The following is a 19,173-nucleotide window of genomic DNA, read 5'->3' on the forward strand; positions in this document are numbered from 1 at the left end:
TCAATTGCCTTCGGAGAGATTGACGGACGATCCGCCGCCATGGGCGTCGCCGGATTTGACGGCGTGCGCGGCTGCTTGAACGCCGTGCGTCATGGTCTGGGAGCGCTTCATGCGCTTCGCCCAGGCGGGAGGGTTTTCAGAAGGAGAGGCGGAACCTGATGCGGTTTCCGGCCCATCGCCGCCTACGGTGCCGGCCGTTGACGATCCGCCACTGGCCTCGAAGGCGGCACGAGCGCCGGACTGGTAGCTGGATTTCAGGCTGTCGGACGCGCGGCCAGCAGCCTTCTTCAGGGGAGAAACGGCAGCCTTGGCACCCGTCGAAGCGACATTGCCAAGACCGGAGGCCACAGCGGAAGCGCCGGTCTCACCGGCGGCACCGAGGCTGTAGGCGGTCGATGCGCCACCGGCCAGCGCTGCGCCGCCACGCGCGGCGGCTGCGGCACCGCCGAGAAGAGAGGCGCCGCCGGAGGCGACCGCGCCGACTGTTGCCGCGCCTGCCGCAACCATGCCGCCGGCAGCGAGACCAGTGCCGATGGCGGCGCCCGCACCGAGCTGCGGGCCGCCCGACACGAGGCCGCTGGCAATGCCGGGACCGAAAATGCCAAGACCGAGCAGCGATAGCGCCGCGAGCACGATAGCCATGGCCTCGTCGATGGTCGGGGTCGCGCCGCCAAAACCGGCAGTGAACTCGGAAAACAGCGTCGATCCGATGCCGATGATGACGGCGAGAACCAGCACCTTTATGCCGGAAGAAATGACGTTGCCGAGGACGCGCTCGGCCATGAAGGCGGATTTGCCAAAGAGACCGAAGGGGATCAGCACGAAACCGGCGAGCGTCGTCAGCTTGAACTCGATCAGGGTGACGAAGAGCTGGATGGCGAGCACGAAGAAGGCGAGCAGCACGAGCGCCCAAGCGAACAACATGCAGGCGATCTGAATGAAATTCTCGAAGAAGGCCCAATAGCCCATCAGGTTCGAGATGGAATCGAGAAGGGGGCGGCCCGCATCAAGGCCGGTCTGCGCCACCTTGCCGGGGCGCAGAAGATCGCTCACCGAAAACCCCGTGCCCGACGCCTTCAGACCGAGACCGGCGAAGCTTTCGAAGACGATACGGGCAAGATTGTTCCAGTTGCCGATGATATAGGCGAAGACGCCGACGAAGAGCGTCTTCTTGACGAGGCGGGCGATGATGTCCTCGTCGGCGCCCCAGGACCAGAAGAGAGCTGCCAGCGTGACGTCGATGACGATCAAGGTGGTGGCGATGAAGGCCACTTCGGGCCGGAGCAATCCGAAACCGCCGTCGATATAGCGGGTGAAGACCTCGAGAAAATGATCAATGACGCCGGTATTGCCCATAGTCAGTGCGCTCCATTCTCAGGCGACGACGGCTGCGGGCCCGGAGCTGACCAGGCGGGTTGGCCAAGGAAGCGGCGGCGGTTTTCCGCCCATGCCTTCAGGCAAGCCGCATCGCGGCTTCCGGCTTCGCCAATCCCGCTGCACCGGGCAAGTTCCGCATCGAGCGGGTCCGGCCTTGGGGCGGCAGGCGGAAAGGTCACGGAGGCGTCTTGAGACACATCACGGTGGTTCATCTCGATCGCTGTCGCGATGATGGCGATGGCCACGAAAATCACGGCCGCGAGACGCGCGAGGGTCTTGCCGTCCATTATGCCGCCCTCAATTGCCGTAGAACATCTGGGCACTGCCAGCCTGATAACCGGAACCTGGCGTCAGGAAGCGGCGGCGTTGTTCTCGCCCCTGTTCGGCAGCGGCGGCCTGCTCGGCCGATTGCAAAGCCTGCGCCCGCCCATTGGCGGCAACGACCGCCGTGAGATCGCTCAGTTGCTGGGCCTGAAGGGCGAGGAGCTGGTTTCCGGCCTGGGTCGCTTGCAAAGCGCCAGTGGCGGACTGACTGACGCCAACGAGAGATGACATCTCGGTGCGATTGGTGTCGATATTGCCGACGACGGTGGCCTGCACGCGCATGGCGTCCTGAAGGCCGCCCACCGTGTTCTGCCAACGGGTCTTGGCATCTGAAACGAGTTGCGCATCGGAGGCCGACATGGAGACATTGGCGTATTGGGTCTGGAAGGCCTGATCGATCGCTTGCACATTGTAAGCAATGTTCTGGGCCTGGCCGAGAAGCTGTTGGGTGCGGCTCACCGACTGCTGGAGCTGTTGCAGCGACGAATATGGCAGGCTCGCCAGATTGCGCGCCTGGTTGATCAGCATCTGCGCTTCATTCTGAAGCGAGGTGATCTGATTGTTGATCTGTTGAAGCGCCCGCGTCGCTGAGAGCAGGTTCTGCGCATAATTGGTCGGATCGTAGACGATCCATTGCGCGGACGCCGGTGTCGTCAGCAGTGGTGATGCTGAAAGCGGGATGGCAAGGGCGGCAGCGATCATCACCGCGCGGGTGCGGCCCGGGAATTGACGAAGCGTCATGACAGTGTCTCCAGGTTGGTGAGGTTGGGGATGAGGTCGGCAGCCCAATCGAGGCCACGATGGCGCAGCCAGGCGTCGAGGAAGCCGTCTGCGCCATGCTCGGCGATGATCTTCGCGATGGTCGCCTGATCGGTCTTGGAAGATGCCGCGCAAAGCGCCAGCGCCACTTCCGACAAGCCCAGCTCGAACAGCCGGTTGCCGCGCCGTGACTGGCAGTAATAATCGCGCTTGGGCATGGCGCGGGCGAGGATCTCAATCTGGCGGTCGTTGAGGCCGAAGCGGCGGTAGATGGCGGTGATCTGCGGCTCGATCGCCCGTTCGTTCGGCAGTAAAAGCCGGGTTTGGCAGCTCTCGATGATGGCCGGTGCGATGGCCGAACCGTCGATGTCGGACAACGACTGCGTGGCGAAGATGACGCTGGCGTTCTTCTTCCTGAGCGTCTTCAGCCATTCGCGGAGCTGGGAGGCGAAACCCTCATCGTCCAGCGCCAGCCAGCCTTCATCAACGATGATGAGGGTTGGCGAGCCGTCGAGCCGATCCTCGATCCGGTGGAAGAGATAGGCGAGCACCGCGGGCGCGGCTTCAGTGCCGATCAGCCCTTCGGTCTCGAAGGCTTGGCAACTGGCGGTGCCCAGATATTCGATTTCGGCATCGAGCAACCGGCCCCATGCCCCGCCGATACAGTAGGGGCGGAGCGCCTGCTTCAGATCATTGGACTGCAACAGGACGCAGAGGCCGGTGATTGTGCGTTCCTCGACCGGCGCGGAGGCCAGCGAGGTCAGCGCCGTCCAGAGATGTTCCTTCACCTCCGGCGTGATGGCGACGCTCTCACGGGCGAGGATTGCGCCGATCCAGTCGGCCGCCCATGCACGCTCGGCGGCGTCATCGACGCGCGCGAGCGGCTGTAGCGATACGCTGTCGGCGCTGCCCTCGGTTAGACCGCCGCCAAGATCGTGCCAGTCGCCGCGCATGGCGAGTGCCGCGGCGCGAATGCTCCCGCCGAAATCGAAGGCGAAGACTTGTGACTGCTGGTAACGTCGGAACTGCAAGGCCATCAGCGCCAGCAGAACGGATTTGCCCGCGCCGGTAGGACCGACAATCAGCGTATGGCCAACATCGCCAACGTGGAGGGAAAACCGGAACGGGGTCGAGCCTTCGGTCTTGCCGAACAGCAATGGGGGCGCTGCAAAGTGCCCATCACTGCTAGGACCTCCCCGTTCCGGCCCCGCCCACACGGCACTAAGGGGGATCATGTGGGCAAGGTTCAACGTGCTGATCGGAGGCTGGCGCACATTGGCGTAGACATGGCCTGGCAAGGAGCCGAGCCAGGCATCCACCGCATTGATGGTCTCAGGCATAGCCGTGAAGTCGCGACCTTGGATGACCTTCTCGACCAGCCGCAGCTTCTCGTCGGCTATGCGTGGATCGTTGTCCCAGACCGTCACGGTGGCGGTGACATAGGCTATACCGGCATAGTCAGCGCCGAGTTCCTGAAGCGCGAGATCGGCATCCGCCGCCTTGTTCGAGGCGTCGGTATCCACCAGTACCGATTGTTCGTTGGTCATCACCTCCTTCAGGATCGCGGCTATAGACTTGCGCTTGGCGAACCATTGGCGGCGGATTTTGGTCAGCAGTTTCACCGCATCGGTCTTGTCGAGCAGGACGGCCCGGGTGGACCAGCGATAGGGAAAAGCCAGCCGGTTCAGCTCGTCGAGCAGGCCGGGTGTCGTCGCGGTCGGGAAGCCAGTTATCGTCAGGACGCGCAGATGCGCGCCGCCAAGGCGCGGCTCCAGCCCGCCGGTCAGCGGCTGATCGGCGAGCAGCGCGTCGAGATAGACCGGCGTCTCGGGCACACGGACGCGGTGCCGGTGCGTGGAAACGCAGCCGTGCAGATAGGTCAGCGTCTCGCCGTCATCGAGCCAGCGGCATTCCGGCATGAACGCTTCGATCAGGCGGAGCAGCCTGTCGGTGCGGTCGGCGAAACCGGTCATCACCTCAAGGGGGGCGATACCGGTCTTCTCGCGGCCCTCGTAAAGCCAGGTCTCGGCGCGAGCAGCGTCCTCGGTCGGCGGCAGATAGGTGAAGGTCAGGAAATAGCTGGACTCGAAATGCGCAATGGCTTCTTCGAAATCAGCCTTTCGTTCGGCATCAACCAGGGCGGATGCGGCATCGGGAAAGCGGCTGTCGGGATAGAGGTTCGATGAATGGCGCTGCGCCTCGACGAAGATCGCCCAGCCCGAGCCGAGACGGCGAAAGGCGTTGTTCAACCGGCCCGCAACCGCGACGAGTTCAGCGGGTACGGCCGAATCCAGATCGGGACCACGAAACCGCGCCGTGCGCTGGAAGCTGCCGTCCTTGTTGAGCACGATGCCGGAACCGACCAGCGCCACCCAGGGCAGGAAATCAGCGAGCCGGGCGTTTTTGTTGCGGTATTCGGCGAGGTTCATCATGGCGGCGCTTCCCTCAGACTGTCAGGTGCGCCGGGATGCGCAGATGGCGGCGACCGACCTCGACGAAGTGCGGGTCGCGCTTGGCTGCCCATACCGCCGCGAAATGCCCGATTGCCCAGATGAGGATGCCGACCAGCCAGAGGCGCAGGCCGAGGCCCACCGCGCCGGCGAGCGTACCGTTTAGGATGGCGATGGCGCGTGGTGCGCCGCCGAGCAGGATCGGTTCGCTGAGCGCCCGGTGGACAGGCACAGTGAAGCCCAGAACCTCGTCACCAGCGGTCATCATCAGGCCAGCGCTCCGCCGCCAAACGAGAAGAAGGACAGGAAGAAACTCGATGCCGCGAAAGCGATCGACAGGCCGAACACGATCTGAATGAGACGACGGAACCCGCCTGACGTATCGCCGAAGGCCAGCGTCAGCCCCGTGGTAATAATGATGATGACGGCGATGATCTTGGCGACCGGTCCTTCGATCGATTGCAGGATCTGTTGCAGCGGCTGCTCCCACGGCATGGACGAACCGGAGGCATAAGCGGGCGCGGCCATGATCACAGAGAGCGTAGCAACTGATACGGTCATGGTGAGGCGGTTGCGCGTAAGGCGCTGGCCCAAGGGATGGGAAGGCTGAACAACAGGCATCATTGGGAGGTTCCTTCTTCTGGCTGGTGGAAAATCGTGGCCGAGACGATGCGGTAGTCGCCATCCGGGCCGAGGCCCTCGACGCGGGCGAGTTCGGTAAGCCGGCGCGCTGAACCGCGACCGGACAGCACGGCAACGAGATCAATCGTCTCTGCGATAAGCGCTCTGGGCACTGTGACGACGGCTTCCTGAATGAGCTGTTCCATACGGCGCAGCGCGCCAATGGCAGATCCAGCGTGGATCGTGCCGACACCGCCGGGATGACCGGTGCCCCAGGCCTTCAACAGGTCGAGGGCTTCGGCACCGCGCACTTCGCCGACCGGGATTCGGTCGGGGCGCAAACGCAGCGAGGAGCGGACTAGGTCGGAGAGCGAAGCGACGCCATCCTTGGTGCGCATGGCAACGAGATTGGGCGCGGCGCATTGCAGCTCGCGCGTATCTTCGATGATGACCACGCGATCGGCGGTCTTCGCGACCTCGGCGAGCAGCGCATTGGTCAGCGTTGTTTTGCCGGTGGACGTGCCTCCGGCGACGAGGATGTTGGCGCGGGAGGCCACGCCTTCGCGCAGCGTCTCGGCCTGGATGTCGGACATGATCCCGGCGGCGACGTAGTCTTCGAGCGTGAACACCGCGACGGCGGGTTTGCGGATGGCGAAAGCGGGTGCCGCGACCACGGGCGGCAACAATCCCTCGAACCGTTCCCCCGTCTCGGGCAGTTCGGCCGAAACGCGCGGGGCACCGGCATGGACCTCGGCGCCGACGTGATGGGCGACCAGACGAACGATGCGCTCGCCATCGGCGGGCGACAGGCGCTCCCCCGTATCGGACAACCCTTCAGAAAGCCGGTCGATCCAGATGCGTCCATCCGGGTTCAGCATCACCTCAACAACGGAAGCGTCTTCCAGAAATCGGGCAATGGCCGGGCCAAGCGCCGTGCGCAGCATCCGCGCGCCGCGTGCGAGGCCTTCCAAATTGTGATGTGAAGCGGCCATCCGATCCCCATTTCTGCCGCGAGCGAACAAACGCTTTCGGCACGGGGATGATTAAGAGAGCCAGATTTTGGGCGGGCTCAACAGATTTTCGCCGTCGTAGGGACGTGGCGTGCAAATACAGGAGAACGGCGGTGAGGAGTGATTTTGGTTATCGGAATGTTGATTGTCACTTTCGCACGAGCGGGAGCCTCCATCTTTCGCTATACAAATCGCGTGAAGGGTGACGCGCAAGAGATGAAACAACCGCGGTTAGTGGCAACAGGCTCTTTATTGCCGATGTTGCTGGTTGCAGGAGTTTTCTCCGATAGCGTTGGGCATGACAAGGAACGAGTATGTTTCATCTTACGATGCGTGTGGCGTGGCATGATTCGCGCTGGAACGGGCGGGTCTGCCCGGCTCCGTCCTTGAACGCGTTCTGCGTCGCGCTCGATCGCATCCGGGAGGAAAAGGACGACGCCGAGGACGCCCTAGCAGGGAAGCCATGGAATGAGCTAACGTCGAAAGAGTTGCCGCCCTGCAAAGCCGAGTCGGGTGCCTTCATGAACGAGGCGGAGTGGGTCCGCCGATTCGAGCACCCTTATGCGTCCATCAAGAAGGCGGCGACGACGCACGGTCATCTGAAGTCGACCATCGTGAAGGTCCCGCCGTTCGCGGCTTTCGCTGTCCCGTTCGGCTGGATGCTGCGCACCGAGCAGGCCGCTATCGACGCGAAACTGCCGAACCCCTTACCGCCCGACGAGCAGTCGCCGTTCGCGAGCCCCTGGGTTTTTGGCCGAGCTCGTCAGACCGCGCTCGTCGATCATGTGTTCGACCGCCTTACGCCCGAGCGGTCGCTCGTCTTCTTCTACTGCAAAGAGGGCCAGCCGCTCGGGGACACGATCTCGCGCCTCGTGGTCGGTGTAGGTCGTATCCAGTCCATTGCCCCGGTGAAGCAATACGATGCTCCTGCTGGGAAGGATACATATCCGATGTGGGACCGTCTGCTCCGGTATTCGATCCGGCCGGACGGCTTCGATGGCTTTCTACTGCCGTATCATGACTATCTCGAGTCGACCGGGGACGCTGCCGAGGACGCGCGTAGGGCGGAACTCCTCGCCGACATCGCGGTTCCCGCCGACCCAGCCCACATGCGGGTGTTCTCTTACGCGGCGGAGCTCGCGCCCGCGGACATCGCGCTCTCGACGCTAATCCGGTGCCTCGAAGCGGTTCGGAAGATCCGAGCCCATGGGATTGCCAAAGGACCGTGGGAGCGCCGCGAGGAATGGCTTAACACCCAGATCGGGCTCGCCTGGAAAGACCGAGGGGCGTTTCCTGGCCTCGGATCAGCCATCGAGGCGCTGGGGATGCGCTTAGGGACGGCGCTGACGCTCGAGTTGTTGGCGTCGGGGGCGGTAGCGACCGATGGAGATCCTTGGCACCACATCGACGCGCTGCTTCGCGGCAAGGTGAAGCCGCCGCAGCCTGCCTACGACGCCGATCTCAAAGCCGTCCGCGACACGTGGCTCAACCTAGCGGACGGGCGGCGGGTCCTCTTGAAGCTACTCTCGCGCTTCGCTCTCACGCCGGCGCAAGCGAGCCGTTGGTTCGATCCCGCCAAGCGGGCGGCAGCGAGCATGGCGACGACGACCGATGCCGAGGTCATCACAAACCCCTACCGGATATGCGAGGTCGACCTGGGTGACGCGAAGGAATCCCCAGTCTCGGTCGGAACGATCGACCGCGGCCTTTTGCCAGACGCAACGATCGCGGCCAAGCACCCCGTTCCGGAACCGTCGCGCGTCGAGTCTGCGGCCGACCCGCGCCGCCTACGGGCGGCACTCGTTGCCGTGTTGCGGCGCGCGTCCGAGAATGGTGACGCGCTGCTAAGCATCACGGAAACGGTCGAGAAGGTCGCCGCACTCGAGCTGACCCATCCCTGCCTGATCGGTATCGACTGGCCTGCCACCAATGCGGCTGCGCTAACAGGTGTCGTCGAGCTTATCGACCTGCCGGCGCCGCAAGGTCAGTTGGCCGGGATTTCCGCACTCCAACTCACGGAGCTGAAAGCGCGCGAAGATAAGCTGCGGAGCGTGCTCTCGAAGCGGGCGGGCAAGGCCGCCTCCGCCGTGGCGGCGGATTGGAAGAAGCTCCTGGTTGCAGCGATCAAGGCGGCGGGCGGCGCGTTCGACCCCAAGAACGCGCGGCACGTCCTGGCCATTGACGAACAAGCCACCGCACTCGCCCGCGTGACATCTCGTCGCCTGACGGCGCTCGTGGGGCGGGCCGGCACCGGTAAGACGTCGGTCATGGGGGCGCTCTTGCTCAACGAGGCGCTTGCACGAGACGGGATTCTTCTGCTCGCGCCGACCGGAAAGGCGCGGGTCCGGCTCGGAAAGGCCGCCAACGCCGAAGCAATGACTGTCGCTCAGTTTTTGAACGAGCTTGGACGATATGATCGGGTCCGTCAGCGTCCACGGTTTGGTGGCAAGGAGAAGTACCGCAAAGAAAAGACAGTCGTCATCGACGAGTGCTCGATGCTCACCATGGACGATCTTGTGGCAGTGCTCGACGCGCTCGATCTCGCTCATGTTCAACGGCTCATTCTAGTCGGCGATCCCAACCAACTACCTCCGATCGGAGTGGGACGTCCGTTCGCCGACCTGACGTCCTATCTGCAGACCACGGATGCGAAAAGCGACACCGGCTTGGCGCTTAGCGAAGCACTGGCCCGGCTGACGGTGGAGGTCCGTGCCGTTGCGGGCGCGGATCAGGCGTCGGACGCGCTTAGGCTTGCGTCCTGGTTCACGAGAGAAACGCAGCCCGTCGACGCCGACCGAGTCCTCAGCGACTTGGAAATGGGACGGCCCTTCAACGATCTTGATCTGTTGTTCTGGACAACGCCTGACGAACTGCGCAGCCGCTTGAGCGAGGCTTTCCAGAAACACCTCGGGTTGGCGCAGGCAACTGATGTAGTCGGCTTTAACGGCTCGCTCGGCATCGATGAACGCGGCTGGGTTCCCTTCGATAAACCCGACGGCTCCGAGCAGTGGCAGATTCTGTCGCCCGTTCGTATGCATCCGCACGGCGTCCACGACCTGAACCGCTGGGCGCAGCGGCGCTACCGTGCGAGCGAGCTAAGGGCGGCGACCGACCCGTGGGTGGTCAGTCTCGGTGACGAAAGCATTGTCATCCGCGACAAAGTCATCCAGGTCTCAAACCAGTGGCGCGACGCCTATGACGGACAGGAGTCCGGCGATCACTACGTAGCCAATGGTGAAGTTGGACTTGTCGGTAACGGGAAGGCCCCTTGGCTGAATGTGGTCTTCGCAGGACGGCCCAATCTTCGCTTCGGCTACAGCGGTCGCGACTTTCCAGGCGGTTCCGGGCCTCTTGAACTCGCCTACGCCATTACTGTTCACAAGTCGCAGGGCAGCGAATTTCAAAAGGTGTTCGTCGTCCTGCCCAAGAATTGCCGCCCCCTCTCTCGGGAGTTACTCTACACGGCCCTTACCCGTTCGCGCCGACAGCTCGTGCTCCTGATCGAAGGCGAAAATTCTTCCATACTCTTTGATTATACCCGGCCCGAGCGATCGGAAACGGCGCGACGGAATACGAACATCTTCCAGGGCGTGCTTCGGCGCGTCGAGACCGAGGTCCCGTACGCAGAGAACCTGATCCATCGTACAGAGAAAGGTCATCTTGTTCGCAGTAAGTCCGAGCTAGTGATCGCCAACATGCTTTTTTAGTCCGGGGTCGAGTACGAGTATGAGCGAGTGCTCGATGGAGAGGTAGAGCCTGGCCGACTGCGTCCGGACTTCTCGTTCGTCACGGCAGACGGCGACCTGATACTTTGGGAGCACCTCGGTATGATGGTGCGCGAAGATTACCGGAAGGGATGGGAGTGGAAGAAGGCGTGGTACGAAGCCAACGGCTTCGGCGTCGGCCGATCGCTTTTCACTTCGCAAGACGACGAACGTGGAGGACTAGATTCGGCGTGCCTGCGCTCGACTGTCAATGCGATCAAGGCGTTGCTGGACTGAAACGCTGTGGAACAATAAAATAAGTCCTAGTCTCCGGTATCTGCCACATCCTCCGCAATCTCCTGCCGGAGTTGCGGCCCCTTGGCGAGCCGCCGTCCGAGCGCGGTGACGAAGGCGTTGTAGCGTTCGCCAGTTTTGGCTCGGGCGGCCTGTGCTGCGGGTTCTGGTAAGGCCGGGGTCGTCGACAGCCAGAAGCGAACGAACACGGCAAGGGTCTCGACCGAAATCCCGACATCGCGTTCGAGGCGTGCCATACGACGATCGATCTGATCGAGACGCTTGGTGAAGGTTGCTTCCTGGCGCTCGGCCGCGTCAGGTGAGAGGAAGGATTCGATCGCCGCTTCGGCAATGAGAGACCGGGACTGGTCCTGTCGCGCAGCATGTTCGACGAGACGTTTCATGACTGCGGGTTCGAGATAAACGGAAAGGCGTTGCTTGCGTGGTGATTTTGTCATGTGCGCCTCACAGGTCCATGCCGTCGTCGGGATCGAGGGAGACCTGACGCGCCACGCCCTGCATGACACGGGACAAGCGGCTATTGCGGACGGCGTCTTCATCCGTCTCGTCCGGCAGGTCGATTTCGAACTCATTGCTGATCGGGGTTTTCTTCTCGACCGGCGCGACGTAGTTGAGTTCCGGCTGATGTCGACGCTCAGATTCGGTCGGATCCTCGTCGCCCTGATCACTACCTGTCGGAAGAGGCGCGGAAACGTCCGGATTGGCCGGCACCGGCAAGCCTGTCCAGTCGTCGGGCCGCCCAACCGCTGAAGCGGCCAGCTTGGGCGGGGGCAGCAGGCGTTCTTTGAAACGGGCATCCTCGAAATATCGGGCCTTTTTCGCGCGGATCGGCGCGAGGCCCGCCGCCATGACGATCTCCTCGGTCGGCGGCAGTTGCATAATTTCGCCGGGGGTCAGGAGGGGGCGTGCCGTCTCGGAACGCGAGACCATCAAATGTCCGAGCCAGGGCGAGAGCCGGTGTCCGGCATAGTTCTTCATCGCCTTCATTTCGGTCGCCGTGCCGAGTGCGTCTGAAACGCGCTTGGCGGTCCGTTCATCATTGGTGGCGAAGCTGACACGGACATGGCAGTTGTCGAGGATAGAGTTGTTCGCGCCATAGGCCTTTTCGATCTGGTTCAGCGACTGGGCGATTAGGAAGCTTTTGAGGCCGTAGCCTGCCATGAAGGCCAGTGCGCTCTCGAAGAAATCGAGCCGCCCAAGCGCCGGAAACTCGTCGAGCATCAGGAGAAGGCGGTGCCGTCCGGACTTGGCCTGCAAATCCTCGGTCAACCGACGCCCGACCTGGTTGAGGATCAGACGGATGAGCGGCTTGGTGCGGGCGATGTCGGACGGCGGCACAACGAGATAGAGGGTTGCCGGATGTTTAGCGGTGACTAAGTCCATGATCCGCCAGTCGCATCGGCGAGTGACCTCAGCAACGACCGGATCGCGATAGAGGCCGAGAAACGACATGGCGGTGGAGAGCACGCCCGAGCGCTCATTGTCGGACTTGTTGAGGAGTTCGCGTGCCGCGCTGGCGATGACGGGGTGCGGACCGGCTTCGCCCCGATGCGCAGTTTTCATCATGGCCGCGAGCGTCGACTCGATCGGGCGCCGTGGATCGGAGAGAAACGCGGCGACGCCCGCCAAGGTTTTGTCAGGCTCCGCATAGAGGACATGCAGAATGGCCCCGACCAGCAGGGCGTGACTGGTTTTTTCCCAATGGTTGCGCTTTTCGAGGGAGCCTTCGGGATCGACGAGGATGTCGGCGATGTTCTGTACGTCACGCACCTCCCATTCCCCGCGGCGGACCTCCAGCAACGGATTATAGGCGGACGATTTGGCGTTGGTCGGATCGAAGAGCAGGACGCGGCCATGCCGGGCGCGGAAGCCGGCTGTGAGCTGCCAGTTTTCGCCCTTGATGTCATGGACGATGGCCGAGCCGGGCCAGGTCAGAAGCGAAGGCACGACAAGACCGACTCCCTTGCCGGAGCGGGTCGGGGCAAAACAGAGGATGTGTTCGGGGCCGTCGTGGCGCAGGTAGTGCTCGTCATAGCGGCCGAGCACGACGCCATCGTGTCCCAAAAGACCTGCGGCCTTCACCTCATCGGGTTCAGCCCATCGGGCGGAGCCATAAGTCTCAACCTTTTTGGCCTCGCGCGCCCGCCAAACCGACATGCCGATGGCGACGGCTGCCGCGATCAGGCCGCCGGATGCGGCGATGTAGGCACCTTCCACAAAAATCGATGGTGCATAGGCGTCATAGGCGTACCACCACCAGAAGAAGGCAGGCGGCAGGTAAAATGGAAAGCCGAACAGCCGAAACCAGGGCTCGCCCAGCTCAGGCTGGAAGGCCAGCCGCCATGCCACCCACTCGGTCGCGCCCCAAATGCAGATCAGAACAATCGAAAGAACGGTGAGGATCTGGCCCCAGAGAATTTTGGTCGCGGACATCGGTTTCGTCTTTCGTCAAAAGGTCAAAGGCCAATCCCGCGTTTGCGGGCAAAGCTCCAGTCGATGCCGCCATCGGCGCGGGCGATCCCGGAGACATAGCGGTTGAGATGCTTTTCGAGTGAGGGGGTCCAGGGTACGAGCTGGAAGCCGAGGCCATCATCGATCATGGCGAAGCGGCCGGAGGCGAGCGTGAGCCGACGGCGATAATCGCCGGTCACATAGTCGCCGGTCCCCGAAGCGTTGAACGGCCGACCAGTCTCGGCTGCGATTGCCTGACCTGCCTGTTCCATTTCCTGGTTTCGCAGGGTCTCGATCAAGCCGCGCGGAAACATCATCTGGTTGCCACGACGCACGGCAATGCCCTGCGCGACAAGGTGATCGGCACGGGCTTGCAGGGCCTGACGCACCTCCGCACCGAAGCCGCCGTCAGAGAGCGCGTGCGGCTCACGGGCGATGTTCTGGCGATCAAGCCAGGTCGCGCCGGACGCCGTGATCTGCCGATCAATGTCGTAGTCCGAGCGCACCGCGAGCGCTGCGCGGCGCTGGCCATTGGCGTCATCGAATTTGCGCAGCTCGACAATGGAACCGGGCGCACTGTCACCAGCAGCGTCGAGGTTGGAAAGCTTGATGTGATGCGTGCGTCCGTCTACACCATCGACCACGGCATAAGCGGTGCCTTTCAGCTCGTCATCGAGGCCACGGGCGACGAGCCGCCCGACAATCGCGTCATCGAGACTTTCACCGGCTAGGACGAAGCTCGCCGGCCCACGTTCAATGCCGTGATCTGTCAGCGCCCTGTGCATGCGCTTGATGATGTCGCCGCGCTCACCAAGCGCGCGCAGGGTGGCTTCTGCCTTGTCGTCAATGATCCATTGCCCCGCGCCAACCTCATGGGCGAGGCCGAGGGTTTCGAGCTTGCGCAGCCGGCCGATTTTCTGACCATGGAACTCGTCGGGCCGCTCGGCACTGGCGGGCGCCATCTCGATGATGCCATGGGCGTTGCGATCACGGGAGAGCTGGCGATCGAGCTGGGTCCAACGGTCGGCGTCGACCTGGGCGGTCAGGCTGCGGCGGATATCGAGGTCAGTGCGCGGCCCCAGCTCCTGGGTGACGAGGTCGGCGGCGCGGGCGCGCATGCCATCCTTGATATAGTCACGGGCGATAACAAGGTCCTGACCATCGTCGGCGCGTCCACGCAGGATGACATGCACATGCGGATTGTCCGTGTTCCAGTGATCGACGGCCGCCCAGTCGAGCTTGGTGCCGAGATCCTTTTCCATCTGGCCCATCAGGTCACGGGTGAAGGATCGCAGATCGGCCATGTCCGTCGCGTCCTCCGGCGAGACGATGAAACGGAAATGATGACGGTCGCCATCTGCCCGCTCGGTAAAGGCCTGTCCATCCACCTCGGTATCTCCAGGACCGAAGAGATGCGCCTTTTCCCCGTCTCGGGTCACGCCATCGCGGCGTAGATAATTAAGGTGGGTGGTGAGTGGTGTTGCGCGAGCGCTGTGGCGGACCACACGGGTCTTGATGATAACGACGCGGGAACGGCCGGTCAGAAGGTTATTGGCGCGCACGCTCGCGGTCCGGCCCCGGCCAAAAGTCGAGCGGGTGCCGGAGCTGATGCGGCCAGAGCGGGGCACGTGGCCGCCAGCCTTCTGGGCCGCTGCCAGGGCCTGAGCGATGAAGGGCCGTGTGGCTTGCGTGCCGGAACTGCGCACGCGGCCTGGACGGATGCGGAAGTCCTCGTCGCCACTCATGGTAAAACTCTCGCACATCGCGACAAGGCGTTGAATTTACGAAAGGAATGGCAGTTCTGCGAGGCGCCGCAGTTCATCGCACCTCGCAAAAGTGATCCATAACCCATTGAAAACAAACGACCGACCAAGCCCGCACCTCGCGGCCTTTTATCTCGCCATCCTTCGGTCGTGTTGCCAGGCTTCGACCTCTGCGCACGCTTCTCTACGCCGGTGTCCGCCATCGTGCGATCAGGAACCCGAGTGCTCATGGTGTGCCTCCTGTACTGGCGCGGGCGACAAACAGGCCATCAGACTGCGGTTCGATGGCGGAGACATCCCGCACATCCGTTGTCCCCTGGGCCTGCGAGGACGGACGCTTCTCCGGTATGGGAATGGCGGTCTGGCGGGTGACGTTCTGCGCGATGAACAGCGGCGCCTGTGTCCAGGTGACGGCATTCGAGGGAGCCGCCAAGATGCTGTCCGATGATCCGTTGGCATCGACCGATTGCGCCACGAGTGCGACATAGGCGCGGGTTTCGCTGGGCAGCGTTCGGCCCTTGAGCGAGGCTTCATAGCGCCCTGGGCCAGCATTATAGGCGGCGATCCAGCCGGGCGAGCCGTAACGGTCGAACAGTTCCCGGATATAGGCGGCGCCTGCGATAATGTTGTCATGCGGATCGTAAGGATCGGCGCCCAGTCGGTGCCGCACACGCAAGTTTTTCCAAGTCGCGGGCATGATCTGCATCAGGCCCATTGCGCCCTTGGGCGAGAGCGCTCGGCGGTCGCCAGCGCTTTCTGCCTCCAGCACGGCGCTGATCCAGTGCGCGGGAAGCTCAAACCGGGCAGCGGCCTCGGCGATGTGATCGGCGTAGGCACCGCCGGGCGATTGGGCAACCGGCGTCGGCGGATCGGCAATCGCAGGGCTTGGCGGCGCGCTTAGAAAGACAAGGCCGGAAAGGAGAAGAGGGAGCAGGCGCATGGCGTCAGTCCCGTCCTTCACGCTTTTGCGGGCGGTTCCAATGCAGCGACCAGGCGTGACCGGCGTCATCGTCGCGGAAGAGATTGGCGCGGATCGGCTGCGGCAGCAGTGGGTCGTCGAGAACCAAGGCGATGAATTCGCCCGCGCGTTCGCCGGTGCGTTTCCATCCGGCTCCGGCTTCCGGGCCATCCTCGGTATCGAGGTGGACACGATAGTCCGGCGCGCCCTCCGTGTCGGACGGGGGAATGGCGACAATCACCAGCTCCGCGCTCAGCATGAGCGTGCGGATGTGACCGGAAAAGCCAGAAGGGTTGCGCGTAAACTGTCCGATCTGTGTCATGGAAACCTCCTTGGAATGGTGGAAGAAGACGGCAACGTGGGCGCTCACGGCGCTATTGCGCGCCAGGTGAAGTGGCCTGTTCCGGTCGTGTCGGTGTAGAGAGGCTGCGCCTTGCCGAGCACGTCCGTGACCTGCATCGTGCCGAAATAGCGGCTGTCCAGGCTGTCGCGGGCGGCGGGGTTGAGTAGAAAAACCGCGTTAGGAGCGATGTGTTGGCAGCCCTGCCAGACCGGCAAGTCCCGGCCGCGACTGTCGCGGTCGAGTGCTGCGGCGGCGAAACGTCCATCGATCATGATGTCGCGGCCGATCCGGCAGACCTGTTGCCCGGACAAGGCCGCAATGTGTTTCAGGAGCGGGACGCCACGACCGATATAGCGGCGCTCGACCATGAAACCTTCGAGCGTCTGGTCTGGTCTGACGACCACCAAATCGCCGACTTTGAGCTTGTCGACCGGGCCAACGGCATAGAGGCCGATCGGCGCGCTGGCGGTGGCGTTCCAGAGCAGTTTCATCGGCATAACGGAAAAGGTGGTGATGCCGATCGCTGAAAGGGCCGTGGCCGCCGCGAGAAGATAAAGGAAGCGCTTCATTGGCTGACCTCCAGTCGTTTAAGCCACGCCCGATGACGCGCCAGCGTGTAGGGGCGTGGCGGTTCGCCGGTCGCGAGGCGATTGTGGACATGACGCCAGTGATCGGGCGCAACAGCGCACAGGTCGATCCGCAAGGCCTCAATGGCGTCGATGTGGCCCAACACCCGTTCGACCTTCGGCCAGCTCGCCACATGCAACAGGATGTCGCCACCGGGCACCACGGAAGGCACGGTCTGGAATCCGCAGCCGGGTCGCACGGTGCGCACGACGTAGAGATGCGAACTCACCGTGCCGAACCTGTTCGCCGCCCAGCGGATGAGCGCGAAGACGCTCTCCGGCGCGAAGCTGACGCAGCGCCGGCGGCGGTCGATCAGGCGTTCGGAGGTCTCATGGCCGAAGCGTATCCAGTGTTCGATCTGCTTCTCGATCCACACCAGTTCGACCTCGGTGAGTTCTGTGGCCTGTGCAGATGCTGGCCCAGCCTGTCGGATCGCTTGCTTGTCCTTCATCACGCTCATGACGGCTCTCCGGCGTCGGCTGGAAACTCCCGCGCGAGGAGATCGCGCAGCATGTCGGCAACGGTCATGCCCCGACGGAAGGCGGCGATCTTGATGCGCCCGCGCATGTCCGGCGTGACGTCGATGGTCAGACGTGCGGTGTTGATGGCGGTGTCAGCGCCGCGCGTTGGCGCATCAGGAGCCTTGATCCAGCTCTCCGGATCGGCTGGCCTGGCGGCGAAGCCGCGACGGGACGGGCGCTCAGCCATGACGATCCCTCCCGGCAGCAAGGCTCGTGATGTCTTCGGCCAATCGGGCAATTTCCCGCGCGGCAGGCCCGTCAGGGTCTAGTTCCTGCACCAGTTGCCCGGATTGGGCGGCGGCGGCAAAGACGATGCGCTGGCCGATGGTTGCGCCGAGCACCGGCGGGTCATGATCGGCAAGACCGTTAGCCGTTTCACGGGCGATTATGGTGCGCGCCGCACAGCGATTGAGGACGAACCGGGCGGCAAGGTTCGGACGATAGATGCGGGCTTCCTTGAGCAGGGCGAGCATTTCGGCGGAAGCCCAACCGTCGAGCGGTGACGGCTGTACCGGGATCAGTACCAGGTCCGCAGCCATAAGGGCCGAGCGCATCAAGCCGGCGACACGGGGCGGACCGTCGATGACGACATGGTTGGCGGTGCGGGCGAGTTCCGGCGCTTCACGGTGGAGCGTATCGCGCGCCAGTCCAATCACGCCGAAGAGCCGTGCCAGGCGTTCATGCTCGCGTTGCTGCGACCAGTCCAATGCCGAGCCCTGCGGGTCGGCGTCGATGAGGGTGACGCGCTGGCCCTGGCGCGCCCATTCACCTGCGAGATGCAGCGCCAGCGTCGTCTTGCCGACACCACCCTTTTGATTGAGGAGGGCCACGATCATCGCGCGCCTCCCGAACGGTCTGGAGACCGGCTCTTGGTGATCGGTTTTCCGGCGCTGTCCTGGGGGGCAAAGGCACCGCCAGATGGGTTTTCCCCATCGCGCGCGCGCATCAAGAAGTTAGATTCTGTGTTAGATTCTAAGTTAAGGGGGCGATTTCCGGTTTTGCGTCCGTGGGTTACACCCTGTTTGGGTTCCTGATAGCACGAGGGGCCGGTTCCTGATGGTACGTGTCCGAGGGTTCCCGATGGCACGAGGCCGTCCACAGCCTGTCCACAGGTGGGATTGGGCTCGAAGGCGAGCAGCATGCGCCCGCCAACTTCGACCTCCAGAAATAGCGTGTAGCCTGACAGGGGTTGCCGGCGCACGATGTCTCGCAGCTCGAAGGCGAAGCGTTTGAACGGCGATAGAGCGCCGGATTTCTGGTGCAGGTGGCGGAAGTCGAACCGCCAACCGCTACGCTGCCGCCCGCCATGTTTGCGCACAAGGCGATAGAGCCAGCGGTCAAGCCCGCCGGTCAAATCGAAATAGGCCCGGTCGATGGTGAGGATGAGGGCGTTGTCGAGGACGGCCTGATAGAACCAGTCGGGCACTATCAGCTCGATCCCATCCGGTCGGCCGGTCCGATCCGTGCGCTCCTTCCATTCGTTGATCCAGGAAAAGCGATGGCGGCGGCCTTCCGCCGCCTGACGGATGGAGGTGCTGACCGTCGTCGATTGCAGGCGGTCGAGTGCTGCCTTGAGGCGCTGATAGTCGCGAAGCGATGTGCCGCGGCCGATGAAGGTGAGGATTTCATAGGGCGTCGCCGCCATGAGCCGCGAGGTGCGCAAGCCGGAGTCGCGAGCCTCAACGATCTGGCTTGCGGCCCAGATCAGGATGTCGGCATCCCAGATGGTCGCCATGCCGTGATCGGGCACGGCCTCGACGCGGATCGAGACAGCGCCCGCGACGAAGTCGATGGGCGTGACGCGATGCGATTTGGACAGGGAGAAGAAGGGATAGGCCATGAGATCCTGCGCATCTCTTGGCGCGAAATCGCCAGGGAGTGCCCGAAAGAGATCGAGCTGCCCACGTTCCGAAAGGGTTCGATGCCGCGCCGACATGGGACAACGACGCC

19 protein-coding genes are annotated in these 19,173 nt (G+C 63.4%); 2 read left to right on the plus strand and 17 right to left on the minus strand.

All coding sequences use genetic code 11. The features are described 5' to 3' along the window. Genes trbL through trbB form a run of 7 tightly spaced genes read right to left on the minus strand, consistent with a single transcriptional unit; the run spans position 1 to position 6,523 of the window. The gene (gene trbL / locus MUU53_RS12910) at positions 1–1,356 is read right to left on the minus strand and encodes a P-type conjugative transfer protein TrbL (protein ID WP_247261249.1); all 1,356 of its coding nucleotides are present in this window, start codon (positions 1,354–1,356) and stop codon (positions 1–3) included. 2 nt (positions 1,357–1,358) lie between these two features. Then, complete coding sequence (trbK-alt, locus tag MUU53_RS12915) at positions 1,359–1,664, minus strand: putative entry exclusion protein TrbK-alt (protein WP_247261250.1); 306 nt, start codon at positions 1,662–1,664, stop codon at positions 1,359–1,361. A 10-nt stretch (positions 1,665–1,674) separates the two neighbouring features. Beyond that, positions 1,675–2,442 carry a P-type conjugative transfer protein TrbJ gene (gene trbJ / locus MUU53_RS12920; RefSeq protein WP_247261251.1) on the minus strand — a complete coding sequence of 256 codons (768 nt, stop codon included), beginning with the start codon at positions 2,440–2,442 and terminating at the stop codon, positions 1,675–1,677. Beyond that, on the minus strand, positions 2,439–4,892 hold the full coding sequence (gene trbE, locus MUU53_RS12925; protein ID WP_247261252.1) for a conjugal transfer protein TrbE: 2,454 nt from the start codon (positions 4,890–4,892) through the stop codon (positions 2,439–2,441). The genes trbJ and trbE overlap by 4 nt, the downstream gene beginning before the upstream one ends. Before the next feature lie 13 nt (positions 4,893–4,905). Then, entirely contained in the window at positions 4,906–5,178 is a 273-nt protein-coding gene (locus MUU53_RS12930) for a VirB3 family type IV secretion system protein (protein WP_247261253.1), read from the minus strand. Then, positions 5,178–5,471, minus strand: coding sequence for a TrbC/VirB2 family type IV secretion system protein (locus tag MUU53_RS12935; protein ID WP_247261280.1), 294 nt, complete (start codon positions 5,469–5,471; stop codon positions 5,178–5,180). The genes MUU53_RS12930 and MUU53_RS12935 overlap by 1 nt, the downstream gene beginning before the upstream one ends. 59 nt (positions 5,472–5,530) lie before the next feature. Beyond that, positions 5,531–6,523 (minus strand): P-type conjugative transfer ATPase TrbB, encoded by a 993-nt coding sequence (gene trbB, locus MUU53_RS12940; RefSeq protein WP_247261254.1) that lies wholly within the window; start codon positions 6,521–6,523, stop codon positions 5,531–5,533. Between the two features lie 332 nt (positions 6,524–6,855). Here trbB and MUU53_RS12945 point away from each other — a divergent pair, with 332 nt between their 5' ends. Beyond that, complete coding sequence (locus MUU53_RS12945) at positions 6,856–10,248, plus strand: AAA family ATPase (protein WP_247261255.1); 3,393 nt, start codon at positions 6,856–6,858, stop codon at positions 10,246–10,248. A 120-nt stretch (positions 10,249–10,368) separates the two neighbouring features. Next, the gene (locus MUU53_RS12950; RefSeq protein ID WP_247261256.1) at positions 10,369–10,542 is read left to right on the plus strand and encodes a hypothetical protein; all 174 of its coding nucleotides are present in this window, start codon (positions 10,369–10,371) and stop codon (positions 10,540–10,542) included. 26 nt (positions 10,543–10,568) lie between these two features. On the opposite strand, the gene MUU53_RS12955 is transcribed toward MUU53_RS12950, so the two are convergent. From MUU53_RS12955 to MUU53_RS13000, 10 genes are all read right to left on the minus strand, one after another. After that, positions 10,569–10,997: a ribbon-helix-helix protein, CopG family gene (locus tag MUU53_RS12955; protein ID WP_247261257.1), complete on the minus strand. Its 429-nt coding sequence runs from the start codon at positions 10,995–10,997 to the stop codon at positions 10,569–10,571. 7 nt (positions 10,998–11,004) lie between these two features. Then, the gene (locus tag MUU53_RS12960; protein ID WP_247261258.1) at positions 11,005–12,993 is read right to left on the minus strand and encodes a conjugal transfer protein TraG; all 1,989 of its coding nucleotides are present in this window, start codon (positions 12,991–12,993) and stop codon (positions 11,005–11,007) included. Between the two features lie 23 nt (positions 12,994–13,016). Beyond that, complete coding sequence (locus MUU53_RS12965; RefSeq protein WP_247261259.1) at positions 13,017–14,756, minus strand: relaxase/mobilization nuclease domain-containing protein; 1,740 nt, start codon at positions 14,754–14,756, stop codon at positions 13,017–13,019. 244 nt (positions 14,757–15,000) lie between these two features. Further along, positions 15,001–15,714: a lytic transglycosylase domain-containing protein gene (locus MUU53_RS12970; RefSeq protein ID WP_247261260.1), complete on the minus strand. Its 714-nt coding sequence runs from the start codon at positions 15,712–15,714 to the stop codon at positions 15,001–15,003. A 4-nt stretch (positions 15,715–15,718) separates the two neighbouring features. Then, positions 15,719–16,054: a DUF736 domain-containing protein gene (locus tag MUU53_RS12975; protein WP_112796502.1), complete on the minus strand. Its 336-nt coding sequence runs from the start codon at positions 16,052–16,054 to the stop codon at positions 15,719–15,721. Between the two features lie 44 nt (positions 16,055–16,098). Beyond that, entirely contained in the window at positions 16,099–16,644 is a 546-nt protein-coding gene (locus MUU53_RS12980) for a S26 family signal peptidase (protein WP_247261261.1), read from the minus strand. Then, entirely contained in the window at positions 16,641–17,153 is a 513-nt protein-coding gene (locus tag MUU53_RS12985) for a DUF2840 domain-containing protein (protein WP_247261281.1), read from the minus strand. The genes MUU53_RS12980 and MUU53_RS12985 overlap by 4 nt, the downstream gene beginning before the upstream one ends. A gap of 5 nt (positions 17,154–17,158) precedes the next feature. Next, a complete protein-coding gene (locus MUU53_RS12990) occupies positions 17,159–17,410 on the minus strand; it encodes a ribbon-helix-helix protein (protein WP_247261262.1) in 252 nt (83 codons plus the stop codon). After that, the gene (gene parA / locus MUU53_RS12995) at positions 17,403–18,059 is read right to left on the minus strand and encodes a ParA family partition ATPase (RefSeq protein ID WP_247261263.1); all 657 of its coding nucleotides are present in this window, start codon (positions 18,057–18,059) and stop codon (positions 17,403–17,405) included. The genes MUU53_RS12990 and parA overlap by 8 nt, the downstream gene beginning before the upstream one ends. Then, complete coding sequence (locus MUU53_RS13000) at positions 18,056–19,159, minus strand: replication initiator protein A (RefSeq protein ID WP_247261264.1); 1,104 nt, start codon at positions 19,157–19,159, stop codon at positions 18,056–18,058. The genes parA and MUU53_RS13000 overlap by 4 nt, the downstream gene beginning before the upstream one ends. Positions 19,160–19,173 lie beyond the last annotated feature (14 nt).

This window comes from Affinirhizobium lemnae, from assembly GCF_022968395.1.
Taxonomy (GTDB): Bacteria; Pseudomonadota; Alphaproteobacteria; order Rhizobiales; family Rhizobiaceae; genus Neorhizobium; species Neorhizobium lemnae.

Excerpts from the sequence above, each read along its gene's own strand:
- MUU53_RS12985 (WP_247261281.1), bottom strand. The coding sequence starts at position 17,153 with ATGAAGGACAAGCAAGCGATCCGACAGGCTGGGCCAGCATCTGCACAG.
- trbB (WP_247261254.1), bottom strand. The coding sequence starts at position 6,523 with ATGGCCGCTTCACATCACAATTTGGAAGGCCTCGCACGCGGCGCGCGG.
- MUU53_RS12960 (WP_247261258.1), bottom strand. The coding sequence starts at position 12,993 with ATGTCCGCGACCAAAATTCTCTGGGGCCAGATCCTCACCGTTCTTTCG.
- trbL (WP_247261249.1), bottom strand. The coding sequence starts at position 1,356 with ATGGGCAATACCGGCGTCATTGATCATTTTCTCGAGGTCTTCACCCGC.
- MUU53_RS12970 (WP_247261260.1), bottom strand. The coding sequence starts at position 15,714 with ATGCGCCTGCTCCCTCTTCTCCTTTCCGGCCTTGTCTTTCTAAGCGCG.
- MUU53_RS12955 (WP_247261257.1), bottom strand. The coding sequence starts at position 10,997 with ATGACAAAATCACCACGCAAGCAACGCCTTTCCGTTTATCTCGAACCC.
- MUU53_RS12930 (WP_247261253.1), bottom strand. The coding sequence starts at position 5,178 with ATGATGACCGCTGGTGACGAGGTTCTGGGCTTCACTGTGCCTGTCCAC.
- MUU53_RS12935 (WP_247261280.1), bottom strand. The coding sequence starts at position 5,471 with ATGACCGTATCAGTTGCTACGCTCTCTGTGATCATGGCCGCGCCCGCT.
- trbJ (WP_247261251.1), bottom strand. The coding sequence starts at position 2,442 with ATGACGCTTCGTCAATTCCCGGGCCGCACCCGCGCGGTGATGATCGCT.
- trbE (WP_247261252.1), bottom strand. The coding sequence starts at position 4,892 with ATGATGAACCTCGCCGAATACCGCAACAAAAACGCCCGGCTCGCTGAT.
- trbK-alt (WP_247261250.1), bottom strand. The coding sequence starts at position 1,664 with ATGGACGGCAAGACCCTCGCGCGTCTCGCGGCCGTGATTTTCGTGGCC.
- MUU53_RS12950 (WP_247261256.1), top strand. The coding sequence starts at position 10,369 with ATGATGGTGCGCGAAGATTACCGGAAGGGATGGGAGTGGAAGAAGGCG.
- MUU53_RS13000 (WP_247261264.1), bottom strand. The coding sequence starts at position 19,159 with ATGTCGGCGCGGCATCGAACCCTTTCGGAACGTGGGCAGCTCGATCTC.
- MUU53_RS12945 (WP_247261255.1), top strand. The coding sequence starts at position 6,856 with ATGTTTCATCTTACGATGCGTGTGGCGTGGCATGATTCGCGCTGGAAC.
- parA (WP_247261263.1), bottom strand. The coding sequence starts at position 18,059 with ATGATCGTGGCCCTCCTCAATCAAAAGGGTGGTGTCGGCAAGACGACG.
- MUU53_RS12975 (WP_112796502.1), bottom strand. The coding sequence starts at position 16,054 with ATGACACAGATCGGACAGTTTACGCGCAACCCTTCTGGCTTTTCCGGT.
- MUU53_RS12965 (WP_247261259.1), bottom strand. The coding sequence starts at position 14,756 with ATGAGTGGCGACGAGGACTTCCGCATCCGTCCAGGCCGCGTGCGCAGT.
- MUU53_RS12990 (WP_247261262.1), bottom strand. The coding sequence starts at position 17,410 with ATGGCTGAGCGCCCGTCCCGTCGCGGCTTCGCCGCCAGGCCAGCCGAT.
- MUU53_RS12980 (WP_247261261.1), bottom strand. The coding sequence starts at position 16,644 with ATGAAGCGCTTCCTTTATCTTCTCGCGGCGGCCACGGCCCTTTCAGCG.